19 protein-coding genes are annotated in these 18,425 nt (G+C 70.0%); 14 read left to right on the top strand and 5 right to left on the bottom strand.

Going from position 1 to position 18,425, the window contains the following annotated elements; genetic code table 11:
• Positions 1-181: 181 nt before the first annotated feature.
• A complete protein-coding gene (locus ACXN5W_RS10045; RefSeq protein WP_473157965.1) occupies positions 182-1,426 on the top strand; it encodes a serine hydrolase domain-containing protein in 1,245 nt (414 codons plus the stop codon).
• A 36-nt stretch (positions 1,427-1,462) separates the two neighbouring features.
• On the opposite strand, the gene ACXN5W_RS10040 is transcribed toward ACXN5W_RS10045, so the two are convergent.
• Positions 1,463-2,041: a TetR/AcrR family transcriptional regulator gene (locus ACXN5W_RS10040; RefSeq protein WP_473157920.1), complete on the bottom strand. Its 579-nt coding sequence runs from the start codon at positions 2,039-2,041 to the stop codon at positions 1,463-1,465.
• Between the two features lie 95 nt (positions 2,042-2,136).
• On the opposite strand from ACXN5W_RS10040, the gene ACXN5W_RS10035 reads away from it, so the two are divergent.
• Positions 2,137-2,583, top strand: coding sequence for an anthrone oxygenase family protein (locus tag ACXN5W_RS10035; protein WP_473157919.1), 447 nt, complete (start codon positions 2,137-2,139; stop codon positions 2,581-2,583).
• A gap of 180 nt (positions 2,584-2,763) precedes the next feature.
• On the opposite strand, the gene ACXN5W_RS10030 is transcribed toward ACXN5W_RS10035, so the two are convergent.
• Both ACXN5W_RS10030 and ACXN5W_RS10025 read right to left on the bottom strand, forming a co-directional pair.
• Complete coding sequence (locus tag ACXN5W_RS10030; RefSeq protein WP_473157918.1) at positions 2,764-3,699, bottom strand: cyclase family protein; 936 nt, start codon at positions 3,697-3,699, stop codon at positions 2,764-2,766.
• A gap of 118 nt (positions 3,700-3,817) precedes the next feature.
• A complete protein-coding gene (locus tag ACXN5W_RS10025) occupies positions 3,818-4,207 on the bottom strand; it encodes a hypothetical protein (RefSeq protein WP_473157917.1) in 390 nt (129 codons plus the stop codon).
• Positions 4,208-4,404: 197 nt separating this feature from the next.
• Between ACXN5W_RS10025 and ACXN5W_RS10020 the strand changes: the two genes are divergently transcribed.
• Positions 4,405-6,621 carry a hypothetical protein gene (locus ACXN5W_RS10020; RefSeq protein WP_473157916.1) on the top strand — a complete coding sequence of 739 codons (2,217 nt, stop codon included), beginning with the start codon at positions 4,405-4,407 and terminating at the stop codon, positions 6,619-6,621.
• A 97-nt stretch (positions 6,622-6,718) separates the two neighbouring features.
• Here the strand turns inward: ACXN5W_RS10020 and ACXN5W_RS10015 are convergent, their stop codons facing one another.
• The gene (locus tag ACXN5W_RS10015) at positions 6,719-7,204 is read right to left on the bottom strand and encodes a MarR family winged helix-turn-helix transcriptional regulator (RefSeq protein ID WP_473157915.1); all 486 of its coding nucleotides are present in this window, start codon (positions 7,202-7,204) and stop codon (positions 6,719-6,721) included.
• A 117-nt stretch (positions 7,205-7,321) separates the two neighbouring features.
• Here ACXN5W_RS10015 and ACXN5W_RS10010 point away from each other — a divergent pair, with 117 nt between their 5' ends.
• Positions 7,322-7,969: an FMN-dependent NADH-azoreductase gene (locus ACXN5W_RS10010; RefSeq protein WP_473157914.1), complete on the top strand. Its 648-nt coding sequence runs from the start codon at positions 7,322-7,324 to the stop codon at positions 7,967-7,969.
• Positions 7,970-8,013: 44 nt separating this feature from the next.
• On the opposite strand, the gene ACXN5W_RS10005 is transcribed toward ACXN5W_RS10010, so the two are convergent.
• On the bottom strand, positions 8,014-8,709 hold the full coding sequence (locus ACXN5W_RS10005; RefSeq protein WP_473157913.1) for a nucleoside/nucleotide kinase family protein: 696 nt from the start codon (positions 8,707-8,709) through the stop codon (positions 8,014-8,016).
• Between the two features lie 197 nt (positions 8,710-8,906).
• Here ACXN5W_RS10005 and ACXN5W_RS10000 point away from each other — a divergent pair, with 197 nt between their 5' ends.
• The 10 genes from ACXN5W_RS10000 (at position 8,907) to ACXN5W_RS09955 (ending at position 18,412) form a co-directional block, all read left to right on the top strand.
• Positions 8,907-9,836 (top strand): hypothetical protein, encoded by a 930-nt coding sequence (locus ACXN5W_RS10000; protein ID WP_473157912.1) that lies wholly within the window; start codon positions 8,907-8,909, stop codon positions 9,834-9,836.
• 91 nt (positions 9,837-9,927) lie between these two features.
• Positions 9,928-10,755, top strand: a complete 828-nt coding sequence (locus ACXN5W_RS09995; protein WP_473157911.1) for an SCO6745 family protein — start codon at positions 9,928-9,930, stop codon at positions 10,753-10,755.
• 495 nt (positions 10,756-11,250) lie between these two features.
• Positions 11,251-11,580 carry a TcmI family type II polyketide cyclase gene (locus ACXN5W_RS09990; RefSeq protein WP_473157910.1) on the top strand — a complete coding sequence of 110 codons (330 nt, stop codon included), beginning with the start codon at positions 11,251-11,253 and terminating at the stop codon, positions 11,578-11,580.
• Positions 11,577-12,848 (top strand): beta-ketoacyl-[acyl-carrier-protein] synthase family protein, encoded by a 1,272-nt coding sequence (locus ACXN5W_RS09985; protein WP_473157909.1) that lies wholly within the window; start codon positions 11,577-11,579, stop codon positions 12,846-12,848. Before ACXN5W_RS09990 ends, ACXN5W_RS09985 begins: the two co-directional genes overlap by 4 nt.
• Complete coding sequence (locus ACXN5W_RS09980) at positions 12,845-14,122, top strand: ketosynthase chain-length factor (RefSeq protein WP_473157908.1); 1,278 nt, start codon at positions 12,845-12,847, stop codon at positions 14,120-14,122. Before ACXN5W_RS09985 ends, ACXN5W_RS09980 begins: the two co-directional genes overlap by 4 nt.
• The gene (locus ACXN5W_RS09975) at positions 14,115-14,381 is read left to right on the top strand and encodes an acyl carrier protein (protein ID WP_473157907.1); all 267 of its coding nucleotides are present in this window, start codon (positions 14,115-14,117) and stop codon (positions 14,379-14,381) included. Before ACXN5W_RS09980 ends, ACXN5W_RS09975 begins: the two co-directional genes overlap by 8 nt.
• Positions 14,382-14,416: 35 nt before the next feature.
• Positions 14,417-15,202, top strand: a complete 786-nt coding sequence (fabG, locus tag ACXN5W_RS09970) for a 3-oxoacyl-ACP reductase FabG (protein ID WP_473157906.1) — start codon at positions 14,417-14,419, stop codon at positions 15,200-15,202.
• 64 nt (positions 15,203-15,266) lie between these two features.
• Entirely contained in the window at positions 15,267-16,229 is a 963-nt protein-coding gene (locus tag ACXN5W_RS09965; RefSeq protein WP_473157905.1) for an aromatase/cyclase, read from the top strand.
• Positions 16,230-16,269: 40 nt separating this feature from the next.
• Positions 16,270-17,163: an SCO6745 family protein gene (locus ACXN5W_RS09960; RefSeq protein ID WP_473157904.1), complete on the top strand. Its 894-nt coding sequence runs from the start codon at positions 16,270-16,272 to the stop codon at positions 17,161-17,163.
• A gap of 13 nt (positions 17,164-17,176) precedes the next feature.
• Positions 17,177-18,412 carry a cytochrome P450 family protein gene (locus tag ACXN5W_RS09955; RefSeq protein ID WP_473157903.1) on the top strand — a complete coding sequence of 412 codons (1,236 nt, stop codon included), beginning with the start codon at positions 17,177-17,179 and terminating at the stop codon, positions 18,410-18,412.
• Positions 18,413-18,425: the final 13 nt, after the last annotated feature.

Genomic DNA, 18,425 nt, shown 5'->3' with positions numbered 1-18,425 from the left:
GGCTTCGTACCGCCCGTTTGCCCCAGGCCCTGTTGCATCGAAAGTTGATCTTAAAGGGTGTATCGGGGACTTATCGAAAAACGCATACGCCGCCGCAACGGTCGTGCGTGTTGAGTACCGGAGTGAACCAGAGCGCTTCACCTCCAGCGCAAGGTCCCGCGGCGAGGAGAGAAACGTGATCATGGGCTCGGATTCGGCACCTGGCATCGACCGGCGCCGGCTGGTCAAATGGGGCGGGCTGGCGGCCGCGGGCGCGGTGACCGCCGCGCCGATGGCGGGCGCTGGGGTCGGCCACGCCGACGTGGCCGGGCACGACAGGATCCCGCCGGCCACCCGGCCCGGCGGAGCCTACGACCGGTACGTGGCGAAGCTGGCCGCCGAGGGCAGGTTCTCCGGCGTGGTGCTGCTGTCGCACCACGGTCGCACGGTGCTGTCCCGCAGTTACGGCATGGCCGACAGGGAGAGGGGGATCCGCAACCACGAGGGCACCGCGTTCAACCTCTCCTCGGGGAGCCAGCCCTTCCTGTCGGTTGCCGTCCTGCAGTTGGTGCAGCAGGGCAGGGTGTCGCTGTCGGACGCGGTGGGCGAACACCTGACGGGACTTCCCAGGGACATCGCCGAGAAGGTGACCATTCACCACCTGCTCACCAGCACCTCCGGGCTGGATGCCCCGATGCCGGACTGGCAACGCGTCTTCGACAGTCGGGACGAGGTGCACGAGTACCACGAGCAGTGGGCCCGGCAGGCGACGCTGGTGGGGGTTCCCGGCGCAGGGTCCAACGGCCATCTTCCCGGTGGTGGCGTCGGTCTGGCCATGGCCGCGCAGATCGTCGAGGCGGTGTCCGGCATGACGTTCTGGGACTACGTACACGAGAACGTCTTCGGGCGCTCCGGCATGAGTGGGTCGGCGTTCTACACCAGGCCGCAGTGGCTCACCGACGAGCACATCGCGCACCCGTACCTGCGGCAGGCCGACGGCAGCCTGGTGGACGCCGTCCGCAACCTGGACAAGGGCAGCCTGGACCCGAACATCCTGGGCAGGAACCCGGGCCGTAGCTTCATCGGTTACGCCTCGGGCGACGGCTTCGCCACCGCGCCGGATCTGGTCCGGTTCGCGGAGGCGCTGCGCGACGGCGTGGTGCTGGACCGGCCCCACGCCGAGTTGTTCGCCGGGGCCAGACTCCCTGGCCCGGATCCCACGTCGTACGAGGCGTACACGATGCCGGTCAGCATCATCAACGGCCAGTGGGTGATCGGGCGCGGCGGCGGGGGTGGTGGCATCGGTGCCAACTGGAGCATCTACCCGGACACCGGCTGGGTCGGGGTCATCCTCAGCAACTGCGACGGCGTGCCACTGCTGGACATCTGCCTGCGAGAGGCCGAGGCCGTCACCGGCGCTCCGGTCAACCCACCGGGCGGTGGCTGACGCGCGGGCCCGTCGGACACGAGGACGGCGCGGGCGTCAGAGCACGGCGAGCCGGTCCACCAGCAGTTGCGTCCGGTGCTCGGTGTCCTCCGGTGGCAGCCGTCCCGCCCGGGTCAGGGTCGCCAGCCCGTGCAGGGCCGCCCAGAACACCTCGGTGAACAACGCCGGGTGGACGCCGTCACCGGCGACCTGTTCGAGGCTCTCCAGTAGGGCTGCGAAGGCGTCCTTCAACGGTTCCGGGGTGTCCGCCCGCGCGAACGCGAGGCCGCCGTCGAGCTGGAACATGGCGTCGTAGACGGCCGGGTTGCGCGCGGCGAAGTCGAGGTAGGTGCGGGCGAGGGCGATGACCCGGGCCCGCGGCCCGGTCGCGCCGGAGGTCGCGACCCGTAGCGCCGCGGCCATCTCGGCGGCGCCTTCGAGGGCTACGGCGCCGATGATCTCGCGCTTGCCCCGGAAGTGGCTGTAGAGGACGGGCTGACTGTATTCGATGCGTTCGGCGAGCCGGCGGGTGGTGACCGCGTCCCAGCCCTGCTGTTCGGCCAGTTCGCGGGCCGTCGCCAAGATGAGGCGCTCCCGGTCCGCCCGCTCGCGCTCCTTGCGTTCCTGTACTGACACGACTCGATCCTAGCACCGCTAGATAAATGATCGGTGGTAGTGCTAGCGTTGCCACTCCAGCTAGCGGTGCTAGATCGATCTCAGGAGGGTTCGTCATGCTCAACGCGCTCCAGGTGTTCACCACGGTGGTCGTCGGCGTGATGGTGGGGGTGGAGTTCTCCGTCGCCTTCGTCATCAACCCGATCCTCGACGGCCTCCCGGACGACAGCGCCCTGCGTGGTCGCGCCCACGGCGGCCGGATGCTCGGCGCCGTGATGCCGGTCTGGTACATCACCTCGCTCGTCCTCGCCACGGTCTGGGCCATCGCCGGATGGCACCACCACGGCACCGGCCTCGTCGTCACCGCCGGTGCGCTGCTGCTCCTCAGCGTGATCATGTCGATCCTGCTGCTCGTCCCGATCAACAACCGGGGCAGGACGTGGACCCCCGAGGACCGGCCAGCGGACTGGAAGCAGCAGATGAACCGCTGGGACCGCTACCACTACATCCGGGTCGCCGTCCTCATCGCCGCCTTCGCCCTGCTGGTCGCCGCCCTCACCTGAGCCCGCGGACCGACACCATGCACGCGGCGCAACGCACGCGGCACCATGCACGCGACGCCATGCACGCGGCACCACGCCCGCAACGCGCGTTCGGCGGGGCCGCTCGGGCGACAGCGGTTCACCGGAATCCCGCCCCGAAAACGCGCCCCCCGGAGACCCCGGCTGTCAGCCCGATCGCGGTCAGAACGTGGCGATCGGGTTGACCGGGCTGCCGGACGTCCCGGCGAAGCGGACCGGCGCGACGGCGAGCTGGAAGTCCCACTGGCCGAGCTCGGCGGCCGTCGTCGCGCACGACTCCAGATCGCAGTTGTCCAGCAACCACAGACCCATCGCGACGAGGCTCACGGCGTGGACCGGCATCAGCACATCGTCGTACCCCGACGGCTGGACATCCTGGGGGGTGTCGGCGCCGATCAACGCGACCTGCCGGTCATGCAGCCACGGCAGGCAGGAGGCGTGCCAGCCGGCCTGCGTGAAACCGCTGGCCGCGCCGGTCTCGTGCCGGAGCCGGCCGTACCCGGTACGCAGCAGGACCGCGTCGCCGGAACGCACCCGCACACCCTGGCGACGCTCGGCCTCCTCGAGGTCCTCGGGAAACACCCCCTGCCCCGGTTCCAACCACGGCACCCCGCGGACCCTCGCGATGTCCAGCAGGACACCGCGGGTGACGATTCCGTTCGCCGCCGCCGTGACGGCCGCCCATGCCGATCCCGTGCCGGCGTCGACCAGCGAGTGTGGCCGCCCGTTGTACGTCTTGCCGTCCCAGAAGATGTGGCACGGCGAGTCGACGTGGGTGAGCGTGTTGCCGTGGAACGTGATGCCGAGCCGCTCGGACGAGAAGCCCCACCGCCGGTCGGCGTGGAACGCGGCCGGCATGTTCTCGGCACCTGGCATGTCGGCGGCGCACGGACACGTGGTCGTCGACCGCTCCATGTCCTCCGGCGCGGCGACCTCCCACGCGCACGAGACGCTTCGGCCGTGGCGCACGGACCGGGCCGCCGCCAGTCGTACCTGGTCGGTGATGTGGTTCAAGGTCCCGAGTTCGTCCTCGTCGCCCCACCGCCCCCAGTTCGACAGCGTGCCGAAATAACCGAGCACGTCTTCCTGGCTGGGCATCGGCCGCCCTGTCGTCATCCCAGCATCGACCCTTCCGGTCAGGCGGTTCGAGGCACCGCACGCAGGGTACCCGCCGTACCCCGACGACCGGTTCGAGGCCAGGCTGCCGGTGGTTCGGTCAGATCCACCAACTACCGGCGGAGTTGGCGAACCCGCCGTTGTCGTCGCTCACGAACGCGCTCACCGAGGCGGTCCTGTTCCACTGCCAGCCGTCACCGCTGTAGGCCGACACGTGCCAGGCGACGGGGCCACCGGCGCAGGGCACATCCGCGTATCCCGAACCCATCGTGAAGGGCATGAGCTGCGTGCCGATGACGCTGATGTGGGCAGTGCCGGTCGACACGCTGCAGGTCGCCGTGCCTTCCACCTCCAGGTCGTGGGTGGAGGTCAGGTACGCGGTGGTGACCGTGATCGCGGCCGGCGCGGCCTGTGCCGGGGCCGCCACGAACAGGCAGGTCGCGAGCGGGACGATCGCGACCACGCCGGCACGAACCATTCGAACGCTCATGGGGGAGTCCTTCGGGAAATGGCTGGGAATTCAACAAGCGAATCGCAGTCTATCGATAAGAACAGTCAATCTCGAATGGCAGATGTCATGGCTGCGCCATGTCGATCGCACGCCCAGTCCCGCCGTACCGGATTCCGGCCTTGCGGGTGGTTTCTATGCTCGGGATCAGCATGCCACCGGCCCTCGTGGAGCGTCCGATGCCCGAACATGAACGGCAGAACGGGTTCCTGCGGTCGCTGTTCACCGTGAACGCGGTTCTGCGGTTGACCGCGGTCCTGCTGGCGGTGCTGATCCTGGTCCGCGCGTTGCTCGGCGGTACCGCGGGGCTCTGGTCGATCATCCTCGTCACGGCCACCGCCGTGGTGTTGTGGGCCGCCATCCGGCTGTACGGCAGGCTACACAGCCTGGTCGGCGGAACGCAGCCGGACGCCCCGGACTGGTTGGACAGATCGCGGCTCACCGCGGCGGTGGCCAGCCGGCCGCGGTCCCGGTTGGCCGCCGTGCTGGCCCTGCTGATCCTGATCGTCCACACGGGCATCACCGGTTACATCGGGCTGTGGACCATCCTGGTGGCGGTGGCCCTGACCGCCATCGCCACGCTGCTGAGCCCCAACCTGCGGCTTGTCGGGTTGCTCGGTGGGATGGCCGTGGCCTTCGCAGCCGCGACCGTCTTCGTGGCCAACATGTTCCAGGGCAGCCCCGAGGCCCGCGCGTTGGCCGTCTCCCTGGCGGCGGTGGTGCTGCCGGTACTGGTCTCGGACCGGCTCGTCACGCTGATCCGGCAGCCGGCGCTGACCGCCACGCACCACGCCATCCTGGCCGTCCTCACCCTCGTGCTGGGTTTCCTCGGCTGGACCCGGGCCGACTGGCTACCCGGGGTCACGCACGGCTGCTACACGCTGCCGACCTCGACCGGCGCCACCGTCCTGCGCGCCACCGCGCACGGCGACCGGTGCTTCGGGCTGCTCGACACGGCCGACCCCGGGGTGCTCGCCGCGCCGGCCTTCGGCCGGGATCCGGTCACCACCGCCCTGGAGCAGCGCATCCTGGAGAACAACCGGCCGGTGCACGACGGTGACCTCACGGTCGTGTGGCTGGGCGCGCTGTCCTGCGACCCGGATCCGGCCGACCCGGCCCGCTGCGCCGACGGCCGGGACTACCCGGCCGAACGCGACCAGTTGCGGGCGATGCTGTTCGCACAGACCCGACTGGCGGCCGAGCACGGACACCGGCTGCACGTGGTCATCGCCGACGCCACCCAGAACGTCGAGCACATCGACGATGTCGCACAGCTGATCGTGGCGCACCGGGCCGCCATGGGTCCCCGGGTGGTGGTCATCGGCGGTGGCGACAGTCGGGACACCACGCAGCGGGCGATCAACCGGCTGCTGGACGCCGGCATCCCCTTCATCGCGCCGAACCTGCTGGCCGACCTCGGCGCACCGCGACGTCCGTTCGTCGACCGGGCCGGCTACCTCCAACTGGCACCGGCCAACCGCAAGTACGCCCAGGACACCGCCGCCCGGCTGGCGCACCGGTTCCCCGACGGGTTCCGGCTCGACATCTACGCCACGCCGGAGCCGACCGACCAGTACACCACCTCGCTGGTCAACGACCTGCTCACCGAGGTCAAGGCGACCGGGCGGGCGACCGGACGGCACGTGCCCAGCCTGGACCGGATCGACGCCACGATCTGCCTGGGCAACGCGGACCGGTCGCCCACCGTGCTGTACTTCGCCGACCGCTGGACCGGGTTCGCCGACTTCGTCCAGCGGATCAACGAGGTCTGCGGTCATTCCCGGCCCCGGCTGGTCATCGCGGACGTCTCGGTGAGCCGGTTCATGGCCAACTACCAGTTACGCGCGGTCAGCAACGCCGACTGGCCGGTCGACTACAACGTCGGCGGTCCCGGCTGCGCCGACCTGACCCCGGAGTCGCTGGCCACGCTCACCACCCAGATCCTGGCCCCCCGCGTCCGCGACCTGCTGAGCCTCGGCCCGGACGACACGTTCGGCTGCGCCGACCGGGCCGCCGACGCCGGCAACGGGCAGCTGCGGAACGCCTGCACGCTCGACGCCGCCGTCAAGCTCACCAGCCAGCCCTGTCGGCCCAACGACCTCGGGACGTACCTCATCCCGGCCTGGGACGCCGTACAACTCGCCGACGCCCTGCTTCGGGATCCGCCGCCGGCCGGCAAGGACTATCTGGCCAGCCTGCAGACCGGCACGCCGGTCACCCTGTCCACCGGAGTCCAGGCCACCGTGCGCGCCGGCCGGCTGGTCGAGCCCACCATCCCGGTCCGGATGTGGCACGTGGACCCGCTCAACGACCCGACCCTGGTCTGGGAGCGATCGAGCCAGGGGCTGCGGCTGCCCGCCGACCCGCCGACCCGCGCCGCCGGGCAGACGCCGTGACGCCCGGACCCGCCGACCCGCGCCGCCGGGCAGATGCCGTGACCTCGTCCGTCGTCGCCACCGGCGTGCTTCCCGGCCGCGCCAGCGGGACGAGAACCTAGCCGCGCCGTACGCCTTCCTCGGTGGCCTCGTCGATCTGTCGGGTGACGTGGCAGGCGATCTCGCGCAGCACGTTGACCTGCCGCTCGGTGAGCCCGTCGATGACATAGCGCCGCACGGCCGCGACGTGGCCGGGCGCCGCGGCGACCACGACGTCCCACCCGGCGTCGGTGAGCACGGCCCTGGTGTAGCGGGGATTCTCCGGGTCCGGCTCGCGGCGTAGCAGGTCCCGCTGCTCCAGCCGTTTCACGACGTTCGACAGCCGGGACAGTGAGCTGCCGACGTGCGCGGCCAGGTCGCTGAGCCGCTGTGTCCGGTCCGGTGCCATCGACAGGCTGCTGAGCACGAAGTAGTCGAACAGGGTCAGCCGACTGTCCCGCAGCAGTTGGGCGTCGAGCGCGCCGGGCAGGTTGAAGACCAGCTTGGCCAGCGCTATCCAGGCCTCGCGCTCACTGTCGGTCAGCCACCGTGGTTCGTCCGGCATGTACCAAGCCTACGACCTGCTTCAACCGTGAAGTGAGGTGTACCACAAAAGGTTCAAGCTTGAAGTAAGTACGAGATAGTGTCGCTTCAAGCTTGAACCGAATCCCCAGGAGTGATCATGACCCTGTTCCGGCTGGACGCCAGCATCCGTACCCATGGCTCCGCGAGTCGCGAGATCGCGGACATCGTCGAGGAGGAGTGGCTCGCCGCCCACCCGGGCGACTCGATCGAGCGTCGCCACATCGGCGTCGACACCCTCCCCGCGACGGCCTGGGCGGCGGCGGTCACGGCTGCTTCGACCCCGCCGCAGGAGCACACCGCCGAGCAGCGGGAGGCCGTCACCCTCGCCGCGACCCTGGTGGACGAGCTGATCGCCGCGGACGCACTCCTGTTCGCCGTGCCGCTCTACAACTACGGCGTCTCGCAGCACTTCAAGACGTACATCGACATCATCTGCGCCGAGCCACGAGCGTTCGGTAAGCCCTTCCTGGCCGGCAAGCCGGCGGTGCTGGCCACCGTCCGTGGCGGCGCGTACGGCGGCGGCACCCCACGCGAGGGCTGGGACCACGCCACCCCGTACCTGCGCCGCATCCTCGCCGACTGCTGGGGAACCGACCTGACCGTCGTCGAACGCGAGTTCACCCTCGTCGGCGTCAACCCGGCCCTGGACGCGTTCACCGAGCAGGCCGCGCAGATGCACGCCGGGGCGCTGCAGTCGGCCCGCGAGGCCGGCCGGATCCTCGGCGCGGCGCCCCTGCCCGCCTGAGCGCCGGTGTCCCGCCGGGACGCCGAGGTGCCTCATGGCCGGGGTCAGCGTTGAGGTCCTCCGTCGGAAAGGTCACGCACGATGCGAGGTGCCTCGAAGTCGCGGTTGTCGAGGACGATGTCCGCTCGTTCGGCGGGGTGAGCCTCGGCCAGGTAAAGCTCTTCGCCGGGAAGGTAGTAGGTGCGATAGCGCTCGGCGGCGGCCTCCGCTGAGTCCATCCATGCCTGGTCGCGGGCCGTGCCCCGGTGCAGCACATCGGCAGGTTGGATGTGCAGGTAGACGCAGAGGTCCCAGTGTCGTGACAGGACGGGCCGCTGCGGAAAGCCGCCGTCCGCGACGAGGATCGCATCGTCCGGGGCCACCTCGACGCCGGAGTCAACGGGGGTACGACCACTGAAATCCATGATCTGAGTGCGGTAGCGGCGGTTGCCGCCGGGGCCGAGCGGCACCAGCAGTTCGTCGCGGATGGCGCCGGAGTCGAACATCTCGAAGTAGTAGCTCTCCGGCGAGCCGGGCGGAAATCGTCGGCGTAGGTCGACATGCCGCTTGAAGTGGTCGAGGGTGACCCGGAGTACCGCCCGCGCGGTCATTGCACGCAGTGTTGTGGCCACCTCGTCGGCCAGGGTCGTCTTGCCGGCCGCGGAGTGACCGTCGATGCCCACTCGGGTCGGGTGATCCAGTCGCAACGCGAGGATTCGACGTGCCAAGCCATCGAGTACCTGCCTGCGTGCCGTGGTCATGTGGGCGCGGCCTGGATCGACACCGGCACAGGATGCCCGGTTCGCCGGGTGGGCCGCAACCGTTTCGGGAAGGGCCAGTCTTCGTGGTCCGGTGGCTCGTTGAAATTCCCCGATTCTCTTAACATCGATCAGAATCTATAATTGCGTTCTCCTGACGGTCTCCCCGTCGCGGCGTCCCGGTCCGAAGGAGTTCGCGCATGTCCGACCTCGGTCGTCGGCTGCTACCCGCAGTCACCGCACTTCTCATCCCGACGGTCCTGTCGATCCCGGCCGGGCCGTCCGCCGCGGCGGTCGCCTCGGACAGCCGTCCGCGGCCGCTGGCCGCGACCGCGGCGGTGGCCTGCGCCGGGAGCGCCCGGGAGTCGGGTCAGGCCGTGCAACACGCCGACTCCCTGGCGCAGACGCAGCGCGAGCTGGGTGGCCTCACCGATGCGCACCGCAAGCTCCGGGGCATGATGCCGGGAACTTCGACCTACGGCTTGAACGCACAGATCCACCCCGCGCAGGGCACCTCGCTGAAACCGGGCAGCTACGGCTCCTGCGCCACGCAGTCCATCTCCCCGAACCTGACGGTCCGCAGCAGCTCCACGACGATCTACTCACCCACGATGTACCCGGCGGGCAACAGCTGCATCGAGCTGGTCACGCTGTACACGGTGAGCGCCAGGGCCATCGGCGCGTGGGACTGGTGCAACGGCGTCACCTTCAAGAAGAAGGTGACGCTGGACAGCAACTTCGTCGGTACCTACACCGATGGCGCGTCGAACTACACGGCCCGGGTCTACCGTACGGCCGCCAGCGGCAACGTCTGGGTGGCCCTGCTGTACAACTACCGCACCCAGGCCTGGGACTCGTTCTACACCTCGGGCGGCACCAGCCAGACCGGCCGGGACAGCGGCTGGGTCATCGACGAGGAGTACAGCAGTGTCACCGGCAGCACCGCAGCCGCCTGCGCCGACCGGGCCGGCAAGCGGTTCGAGTCCCAGAACATCTCGGTGTACACCGGCGGCGGCTGGGTGACGGCGTCGAGCGCCACCGCCGACGGCCGGTGGGACAGCGGCTCCTACTACTGCTCGACGCGCACCTTCCAACGGACCGACTGGTCGCACTGGCGCGCGGACGGCTGACGCCCGAACCTGGCGGGGTCCGACCGCACTCCGGAGAGGAACCCGGCGGCCCGTACCGATTCCCCGGCGGGTTGCTGCCATGATGTTGGCCATGTCCCGCATCGCTCGTCGCATGTTCGAGCTTCTTGAGCCGATCTGCCTGGTCACCTATTTTGCCGACGAGTGCAATGCGGAGTTGGCCGCGCTCGGCCACCGCACCTACTGGGACGGGTATTTCGCCAGCCGGGCGGCACCGTTGGGACGGGTGCCGGCGCAGGTCGTACACGCGGCCTTCTACAGTTTCGCCGACGGCGAGGCGGCCCGGCACATCCCGAGCGCCTGGGAGACGATCCCGCCCGAGGCGTCCGTCGCGGCGCGGGAGCGGGGCAGCGCGGCCTCGGTCCGGCGGATCCTCGGCGACGAGTTGGCCGGCTCCCCGGGCCTGGTGCGTGCCGCCGACCTGACCACGAAGGCCGCGACGAGCGCGCCCACGGCGGGTCGGGTGATGTACGCCGGGCTGCGTTCCCTCCCGGTGCCCGGCGACCCGGTAGCGCGGTTGTGGCACAGCGCGAACATGCTGCGCGAGCACCGCGCCGACGGGCACATCGCCGCCCTGGTCGGCGCGCGAATCGGCGGCACCGAGGCGCACGTGCTCAGCGCGCTGGCCATGGGTATCCACCCGCCGGAGACGTTCGGGCGCATCCACCACCTGCCGAAGAAGCGGCTCGCCGAGGTCATGGCCGGGTTGCGGGAGCGTGGGCTGGTCGACGCCGACGGCCGGTTCACCGACGCCGGCCGGGAGACCCAGCAACGGATCGAAGCCGTCACCGACGAACTCGCCGCTGCGCCGTACGAGGCGCTCTCGTCGGCCGAACTCGACGAGTTGATCGCCGAACTCGAACCCGTCACCGCGACGCTGGTGGCCGCGGGGTCACAGTGACGGGCAGCCGCCGCCGGGATGGCAAGCCCGCCGTCCGCCAGGGCAAGTCCGCCGTCCGCCAGGGCGGTCCCGCCGCCCGGTAGGGAAGTTCCGCTCGTGCCACCGCGCGGGCGCGGGCGATCAGCGCGCCGTGTCGGTGCCGCTCACCCGACAGCCAGTCCGATTCGCGGGCGGGCTCTCGGCGATGCCCAAGATGCGTTCACGCGGACAGTGCGCTGTCCGAACGGTTCGCGCTTGACGATGATCAGCGGCGGTCCTGCGGTGCCGATGCGGTTCCAGGAACACGACGTCCGTCATCGAAGCCATGAAGCTTGCATTCTCTTGACGGTCCGCTGACCGTCGTCGCACCGGTACCGGCCCGTATTTTTTAATTTGCGGAAGTTTGACCATAGGCTGACATTGTTCCTCTTGAACAGCGGTCATCCGCCGATGATGCTTTTTCTAGCCCCCGTCGGTGCTCTCGGTGATTACCTTTCCCTAGAAGGGAGGCAGGCCATGCACAGTACCTTGATCGTGGCGCGGATGGATCCCGCCCACATGGCGGAAGTCGCTAACTTGTTCGCCGACTTCGACTCGTCGGAAATGCCGCAGCTAATGGGTACCCGGCGCCGCCAGCTCTTTACCTACCGAGGCCTCTACTTCCACTTGCAGGATTTCGAAGGGGAAAATGGTCCGACCCGGATCGAGCAGGCCAAGGGCCACCCGCGTTTCACGCAGATCAGTGACGACCTGAAGCCATTCATCGAAGCCTACGATCCGGCGACCTGGCGCTCTCCCGCCGACGCCATGGCGACGCGCTTCTACACCTGGACGGGGTCCGCGTGAACGGCCGCCGGGTGGTGATCACCGGAATGGAGGTCCTCGCTCCCGGTGGCACCGGCACCAAGAACTTCTGGAGTCTGCTGAGCGAAGGCCGTACGGCGACCCGGATCATCACGTTCTTCGACCCCACGCCCTTCCGGTCCCGCGTCGCGGCCGAGGTGGACTTCGATCCCGAGGAACATGGTCTGGGCCCGCAGGAGATCCGCCGGATGGATCGGAGCGCTCAGTTCGCGGTGGTCGGCGCTCGGGGCGCGGTCGCCGACAGCGGGATCGACCTGGAGCCGCTGGACCCGTACCGGGTCGGGATCACCATCGGCAGCGCCGTCGGTGCCACCATGGGACTCGACCGGGAGTACCGGGTGGTCAGTGACGGCGGCCGGCTGGAGCTGGTGGACCACCGTTACGCCGTGCCCCACCTGTACGACTACCTGGTCCCCAGCTCGGTCGCGGCCGAGGTCGCCTGGGCGGTGGGCGCTCAGGGACCGAGCACGACGGTCTCCACGGGCTGCACCTCGGGCATCGACTCGGTGGGCTACGCCGCCGAACTCATCCGCGACGGGTCGGTCGACGTGATGATCGCCGGCTCCGCTGACGCGCCGATCTCGCCGATCACACTGGCCTGCTTCGACGCCATCAAGGCGACGACGCCCCGGGTCGACCAGCCGGAACGGGCGTCGCGACCGTTCGACGCCACTCGGAACGGTTTCGTGCTCGGCGAGGGCGCGGCGGTCTTCGTCCTCGAGGAACTCGACCGGGCCCGCCGACGAGGCGCACACATCTACGCCGAGATCGCCGGTTACGCGACACGTAGCAACGCCTACCACATGACCGGTCTGCGGGCGGACGGTGTGGAGATGGCCGAGGCGATCCGGGTCGCGCTCGACGAGGCCCGGGTGAACCGCGACGAGATCGACTACATCAACGCCCACGGCTCCGGCACGAAGCAGAACGACCGGCACGAGACCGCGGCGTTCAAGTCGGCGCTGGGGGACCACGCCTACCGCACGCCGGTGAGTTCCATCAAGTCGATGGTCGGCCACTCGCTCGGCGCCATCGGCTCCATCGAGATCGCGGCGTCGGCCCTCGCCATGGAGAACTCCGTGGTTCCCCCCACGGCCAATCTGAACACCCCGGATCCGGAATGTGATCTCGACTATGTGCCGGTGAACGCCCGGGAGCGGACGGTCGACACCGTGCTGACGGTGGGCAGCGGATTCGGTGGGTTCCAGAGCGCCATGGTGCTGGCCCGGCCGGAGCGGCAGCACCGATGAACGCCGCGGTGGTGGTCACCGGTCTCGGCCCCGTCTCCCCGAACGGGCTCGGCATCGAGGCCTACTGGTCGGCGACCCGCGCCGGTCGCAGTGGGATCGGCAGGATCACCCGGTTCGACCCGTCCGGATACCCGGTACGGCTCGCGGGGGAGATCACGGACTTCGACGCCGCCGCCTACCTGCCGGGCAGATTGCTCGCCCAGACCGATCGGATGACCCGGCTGGCCCTGGTCGCGGCGGACTGGGCGCTGGCGGACGCCGGCGTGCGACCGGTCGACCTGCCGGCCTTCGACATGGGCGTGATCACCGCGAGCTCGTCCGGTGGCTTCGAGTTCGGCCAGGGTGAACTGCAGAAGTTGTGGAGCAGGGGCAGTCAGCACGTCAGCGCGTACCAGTCCTTCGCATGGTTCTACGCCGTCAACAGCGGGCAGATATCGATCCGTAACGGCATGAAGGGCGCCAGCGGGGTGGTCGTCAGCGACCAGGCCGGGGGTCTCGACGCGCTCGGTCAGGCCCGCCGGCAGATCCGCAAGGGCACCCGGCTGGTTGTCTCCGGGTCCGTCGACGCCTCGATCTGCCCATGGGGCTGGGTGGCGCAGATGGCCGGGGGACGGCTCAGCACCGCCCAGGACCCCGAGCGGGCGTACCTGCCGTTCGACGCCGAAGCCCGCGGCCACGTACCGGGTGAGGGCGGTGCGATTCTCATCCTGGAGGACGCGGCGGCGGCCGCCCGGCGCGGCGCGGCGCCCTATGGCGAACTGGCCGGTTATGCCGCGACCATCGATCCGCGACCCGGCAGGGGCGGCGAACCCGGCTTGCGTCGAGCGATCGAGAACGCGCTCGCGGACGCGGGAACGGCGCCGGGTGACGTCGATGTGGTCTTCGCCGACGCCGCGGCGATCGCCGAACTCGACCGGGTGGAAGCCGAGACCATCGACGCGGTCTTCGGCTCCGGTGCGGTGCCGGTCACGGCGCCGAAGACGATGACTGGCCGGCTGTACTCCGGCGCCGCGCCGCTGGATGTGGCCGCCGCGCTGCTGGCGATGCGGGACGGCGTGATCCCGCCGACGGTACACGTCCGACCGGCCGAGACGTACGGCCTGGATCTGGTGGTCGGAACCGGACGACCGGCCACCGTTCGCACCGCCCTCGTCCTGGCCCGGGGGCAGGGCGGGTTCAACTCTGCCGTCGTCCTGCGCGCCCCGGCCGACGGGCCGCGAGCGACACCACCATCCCCACCCCTCGTCACACCCGGAGTTGAGACACATGGCTGACCAGCGGTTCACCATCGCCGACCTGACGCGAATCCTGCTGGAGGGTGCCGGCGCGGACGAGCACGTCGATCCCGGCGCGGACATTCTGGACACCACCTTCGCCGATCTGGGCTACGACTCCCTGGCGCTGCTGGAGACCGGGGGCCGTATCGAGCGCGAGTTCGGCATCACGCTGCCTGACGCGATCGATGTCGACGACGCTCCCCGCGGCCTGATCTCGACCGTCAACGCCGCGCTCTCCGGCATCCACAGCGCCTAGCCGAAACCCAACACCACTGCGGAAGGACGGCGGACATGACGCAGCAACAGCGGCCGGTGGCCCTGGTGACCGGGGCCACCAGCGGAATCGGACTCGCGGTGGCCCACCTGCTCGCGACAACCGGCCACGCGGTCTTCATCGGCGCCCGTTCCGCCGAGAACGTGGCCTCGACGGTCAAGCAGCTGCGGGAGAAAGGGCTGGAGGTCGACGGCGTCGCGGCGGACGTGCGGTTGTCCCGGGACGTGGACGTGCTCGTCAACACCGCCGTCGAACGTTTCGGCACCATCGACGTGCTCGTCAACAACGCGGGTCGCAGCGGCGGCGGTGTCACCGCCGACATCACCGACGAGCTGTGGAACGACGTCATCGAGACGAACCTCAACAGTGTCTTCCGGGTCACCCGCGCCGTGCTGAACGCCGGAGGAATGCGGCACAAGCAGCGTGGCCGCGTCATCAACATCGCCTCGACCGCGGGCAAGCAGGGCGTCGTGCTCGGTGCGCCGTACTCGGCGTCCAAACACGGCGTCGTCGGCTTCACGAAGGCGTTGGGGAACGAACTCGCCCCCACCGGCATCACCGTCAACGCGGTCTGTCCCGGTTACGTCGAGACGCCGATGGCGCGGCGGGTCCGCCAGGGCTACGCCGCCGCCTACGACACCACCGAGGAGGCCATCCTCGAGCGGTTCCAGGGCAAGATCCCGCTCGGTCGCTACTCGACCCCGGAGGAGGTCGCGGGGCTCGTGGGCTACCTGGTGTCGGAGAGCGCCGCGTCGATCACCGCGCAGGCGCTCAACGTCTGCGGCGGGCTCGGCAACTTCTGAACCGACAGCCAACCCTCCCCACCGACAGGCGAGCCCGGGGCGGCTCGAGAGTGAGGAAGCACAGATGACGCAGTACGGCGTACGCGAAGTGGAGCATGAGATCGTGGTGTCGGCGCCGGCCGAGGCGGTCTATCAACTGATCGCCGAGGTGCAGAACTGGCCCCGGATATTCCCACCCACCATCCATGTCCAACACCTGGAACGCGGGGCGGACGAGGAGCGGATCAGGATCTGGGCGACCGCCAACGGTGAGCCGAAGAACTGGACCTCCCGCCGCGTACTCGACCCGCGAAAACTGCGGATCGACTTCCGCCAGGAGGTCTGCGCACCGCCCGTCGCGGCGATGGGTGGGATCTGGCTGATCGAGGCGCTGTCCGAGTCGGAGTCCAGGATCCGCCTGCGGCACGACTACCGCGCCGTCGACGACGATCCCGGGGCCCTGGCGTGGATCGACCAGGCGGTCGACCGCAACTCCCGGCAGGAGTTGGCCGCGCTGCGGGAGAACCTCGAGCTGGCCCACCGCAGCCGGGAGCTGACCTTCAGCTTCGCCGACAGTGTCCGCGTCGAGGGGTCGATTCGACACGTCTACGACTTCATCAACGAAGCGGACCAGTGGCCGCAGCGGTTGCCACACGTGGCGAGGGTCCGGCTGACCGAGGACATCCCGGGTCTGCAGACCCTTGAGATGGACACCCGGGCCAGGGACGGCTCCACCCACACGACCAGGTCGTACCGGGTCTGTCTGCCGCCCGAGCAGATCGCCTACAAGCAGGTCACGCTACCGGCGTTGATGACCCTGCACACCGGACTGTGGACCTTCGAGGAGGACGACTCGGGCGCGGTGATCGCCACCTCCCAGCACACGGTGGTGCTGAACACGGCGAACATCTCCCGGGTCCTCGGCGCGGACGCCACCGTCACCCAGGCGAGGGAGTACGTGCGCGGCGCGCTGAGCGCGAACAGCAGCGCCACCCTCGACCATGCCCGCCGGTACGCCGAGACGGCCCACGCCCGTGTCACCCGCTGAGCCCGTGTCGCCGGCTGAGCCCGTATCGCGCGCTGAGCCTGTGCCGCCCACTGAGACGGGGGCTGCGCGACGCTGCGCGCAGGCGCTCAACGCCCTGCATTCGATCCCCTATTTCACCGCTGACCTGCGGGCCGAGCTGGCACCCGCGGGCGTGACCGACCACAGCTCCATCTACCTCGCCGGCCGGGCCTCCCCGCTCGGCCGGGTGGCGGCCCCGGTGGTCACCGCGGTGTTCAACACCTTCTCGCCCGAACTGATCGCGAAGCGCCTGCCGATGCTCTGGGAGGTGGTCACGCCGGAGCAGGCGATCGCCGCCCGGCAACGAGCGGCCGGGGCCGCTCTGGAGCGCCTGCTGGGCGTCGAGGTCATCCGTTCCGCGGCGATGTCGGAGGCGGCACAGATCGCGACCTCGGTGGCCGGCGCCTGCGCGGTGCCTGGCCGGCCGCTCTACGCGGCCAGCGCGGCTCTCGACCCGCCGGCGGAACCGCACATCGCCCTGTGGCACGCCGCGACGATGCTGCGCGAGCACCGCGGCGACGGGCACGTCGCGGTGCTCGGCTGCTACGACCTCACCGGGGTCGCCGCGCTCGTCATCGACTGCGCGAGCGAGCACGGTATGCCCCGGGAGATCGTGCTGCCGCAACGCGGGTGGACCGCGGCGGAGTGGTCGGCCGCCGAGCGCCGGCTGCGGGCTCGTGGGCTGGTCGACGACGCCGGCCGGTTGACCGCCCGCGGCAGCGATCTCCGGGACGAGGTCGAGTCGGCCACCAGCCGGATGGACCGGGCGCCGTACGAGTCGCTGGGTGCCGCGACCGTGGACAAGCTGGCCCGTTTCGTGCATCGCCTGGTCCGCGTCGCGGGAGACGCCGGGGTGTTTCCGCCCCCACTGGATCGGTTCTTCGCACCGGAAACCGCGATCTGGACCAAACTCTAGGAAAGGACCTGCCATGACGGTGTCGACCACGCCGGTGCCCTCGACAGCCCTGTTCTCCAGCGAGTACTACCAGAACCCCCATCCCACCCTGGCCTGGTTGCGAGAACACTCACCGGTACACGAGTTCCGGTTTCCGGTCGGCGACGTACGGACCTGGATCGTGACCCGCTACGACGACGTCCGGGCGGTGCTGGCCGATCCACGGTTCAGCGCGGAGACCGGCACCTGGGGCAGTACCGAGTTCCGCGACGCCGGCCTGGTGGCCGCGGCGGGAACCATCCTCGAACAGGGCATCGCCGTGGTGGACCCGCCTGCGCACACCCGACTGCGCCGGCTCGCGATGGGCGCCTTCACCACCCGCCGGGTCCAGGAGTGGCGGGGAACGGTGCGGGCCGTCGTCGCCCGGGTCCTGGACGACTGCGCGCGGCGGGAGCGTTTCGATGTGCTGGACGACTACGCCGGTGAGCTGTCCGCCGGGGTGCTCGGTGAGATCCTCGGCTTCCGCATCGAACGGCACCGCGAACTGGTGAGCGCGCTCAACGAGGCGTTCCCGTCGGACCCGGCGCTGATGGACCGGGTCCCCGCCGCGTTCGGGCGGATCTGCGAGTACGCGGCCGAACTCGTGGCGGAGAAGCGGCAGCGCCCCGCCGAAGACGTGACCTCCGCCCTGATCCAGGCCAGCGACGAGGGTGACCGGTTGGGCTCCGACGAGCTGACCGGCCTGGTGGCCGCGCTGATCATGGGGGGCAGCGACACCGTGCGCGGCTTCATCGGCAACGCGGTGCTCACGTTGCTCGACAATCCGGCCCAGCTGGCCCGGCTCCGGTCGGCACCCGAGGTGGCCGGTGAAGCGGTGGAGGAACTGCTGCGGTACGAGGGAGCGCTGAGCACCGCGCTGTTCCGGACGACCACTCAGGATCTCGAACTCGCCGGCGTGCGGTTGCCGGCTGGCGCACCGGTGATAGCGGCGCTGTCGGCCGCCAATCGGGATCCGCGCCAGTTCGCCGACCCGGACCGTCTCGACATCGACCGGGTGGGGCCGCGTCACGTCGGTTTCGGGCACGGACTGCACAACTGCATCGGTGCCGCGCTCGCCCGGCTGGAGGGGGAGGTGGCGATATCGGCCCTGGTGGAGCGCTTCCCAGAGTTGTCGCTGGCGATCCCACGCGAGGAGATCCGCTTCATCGACAACTGGGCGATCCGGCGGCTGACCAGCCTCCCGGTCAGCACCGTCCCGTCCCGGTCCTGACCGCCGCCCGCGA

It is taken from the genome of Plantactinospora sp. A48 (genome assembly GCF_055793945.1).
This window is presented reverse-complemented; position numbering and strand designations above follow the sequence as displayed.

Coding starts and splice junctions, on each gene's coding strand:
- ACXN5W_RS09995 (WP_473157911.1), top strand. CDS start 9,928: ATGTCCCGCATCGCTCGTCGCATGTTCGAGCTTCTTGAGCCGATCTGC.
- ACXN5W_RS10045 (WP_473157965.1), top strand. CDS start 182: ATGGGCTCGGATTCGGCACCTGGCATCGACCGGCGCCGGCTGGTCAAA.
- ACXN5W_RS09975 (WP_473157907.1), top strand. CDS start 14,115: ATGGCTGACCAGCGGTTCACCATCGCCGACCTGACGCGAATCCTGCTG.
- ACXN5W_RS09990 (WP_473157910.1), top strand. CDS start 11,251: ATGCACAGTACCTTGATCGTGGCGCGGATGGATCCCGCCCACATGGCG.
- ACXN5W_RS10025 (WP_473157917.1), bottom strand. CDS start 4,207: ATGAGCGTTCGAATGGTTCGTGCCGGCGTGGTCGCGATCGTCCCGCTC.
- ACXN5W_RS10005 (WP_473157913.1), bottom strand. CDS start 8,709: ATGACCACGGCACGCAGGCAGGTACTCGATGGCTTGGCACGTCGAATC.
- ACXN5W_RS09980 (WP_473157908.1), top strand. CDS start 12,845: ATGAACGCCGCGGTGGTGGTCACCGGTCTCGGCCCCGTCTCCCCGAAC.
- fabG (WP_473157906.1), top strand. CDS start 14,417: ATGACGCAGCAACAGCGGCCGGTGGCCCTGGTGACCGGGGCCACCAGC.
- ACXN5W_RS10015 (WP_473157915.1), bottom strand. CDS start 7,204: ATGCCGGACGAACCACGGTGGCTGACCGACAGTGAGCGCGAGGCCTGG.
- ACXN5W_RS10000 (WP_473157912.1), top strand. CDS start 8,907: ATGTCCGACCTCGGTCGTCGGCTGCTACCCGCAGTCACCGCACTTCTC.
- ACXN5W_RS09955 (WP_473157903.1), top strand. CDS start 17,177: ATGACGGTGTCGACCACGCCGGTGCCCTCGACAGCCCTGTTCTCCAGC.
- ACXN5W_RS10030 (WP_473157918.1), bottom strand. CDS start 3,699: ATGCCCAGCCAGGAAGACGTGCTCGGTTATTTCGGCACGCTGTCGAAC.
- ACXN5W_RS10020 (WP_473157916.1), top strand. CDS start 4,405: ATGCCCGAACATGAACGGCAGAACGGGTTCCTGCGGTCGCTGTTCACC.
- ACXN5W_RS10035 (WP_473157919.1), top strand. CDS start 2,137: ATGCTCAACGCGCTCCAGGTGTTCACCACGGTGGTCGTCGGCGTGATG.
- ACXN5W_RS10010 (WP_473157914.1), top strand. CDS start 7,322: ATGACCCTGTTCCGGCTGGACGCCAGCATCCGTACCCATGGCTCCGCG.
- ACXN5W_RS09965 (WP_473157905.1), top strand. CDS start 15,267: ATGACGCAGTACGGCGTACGCGAAGTGGAGCATGAGATCGTGGTGTCG.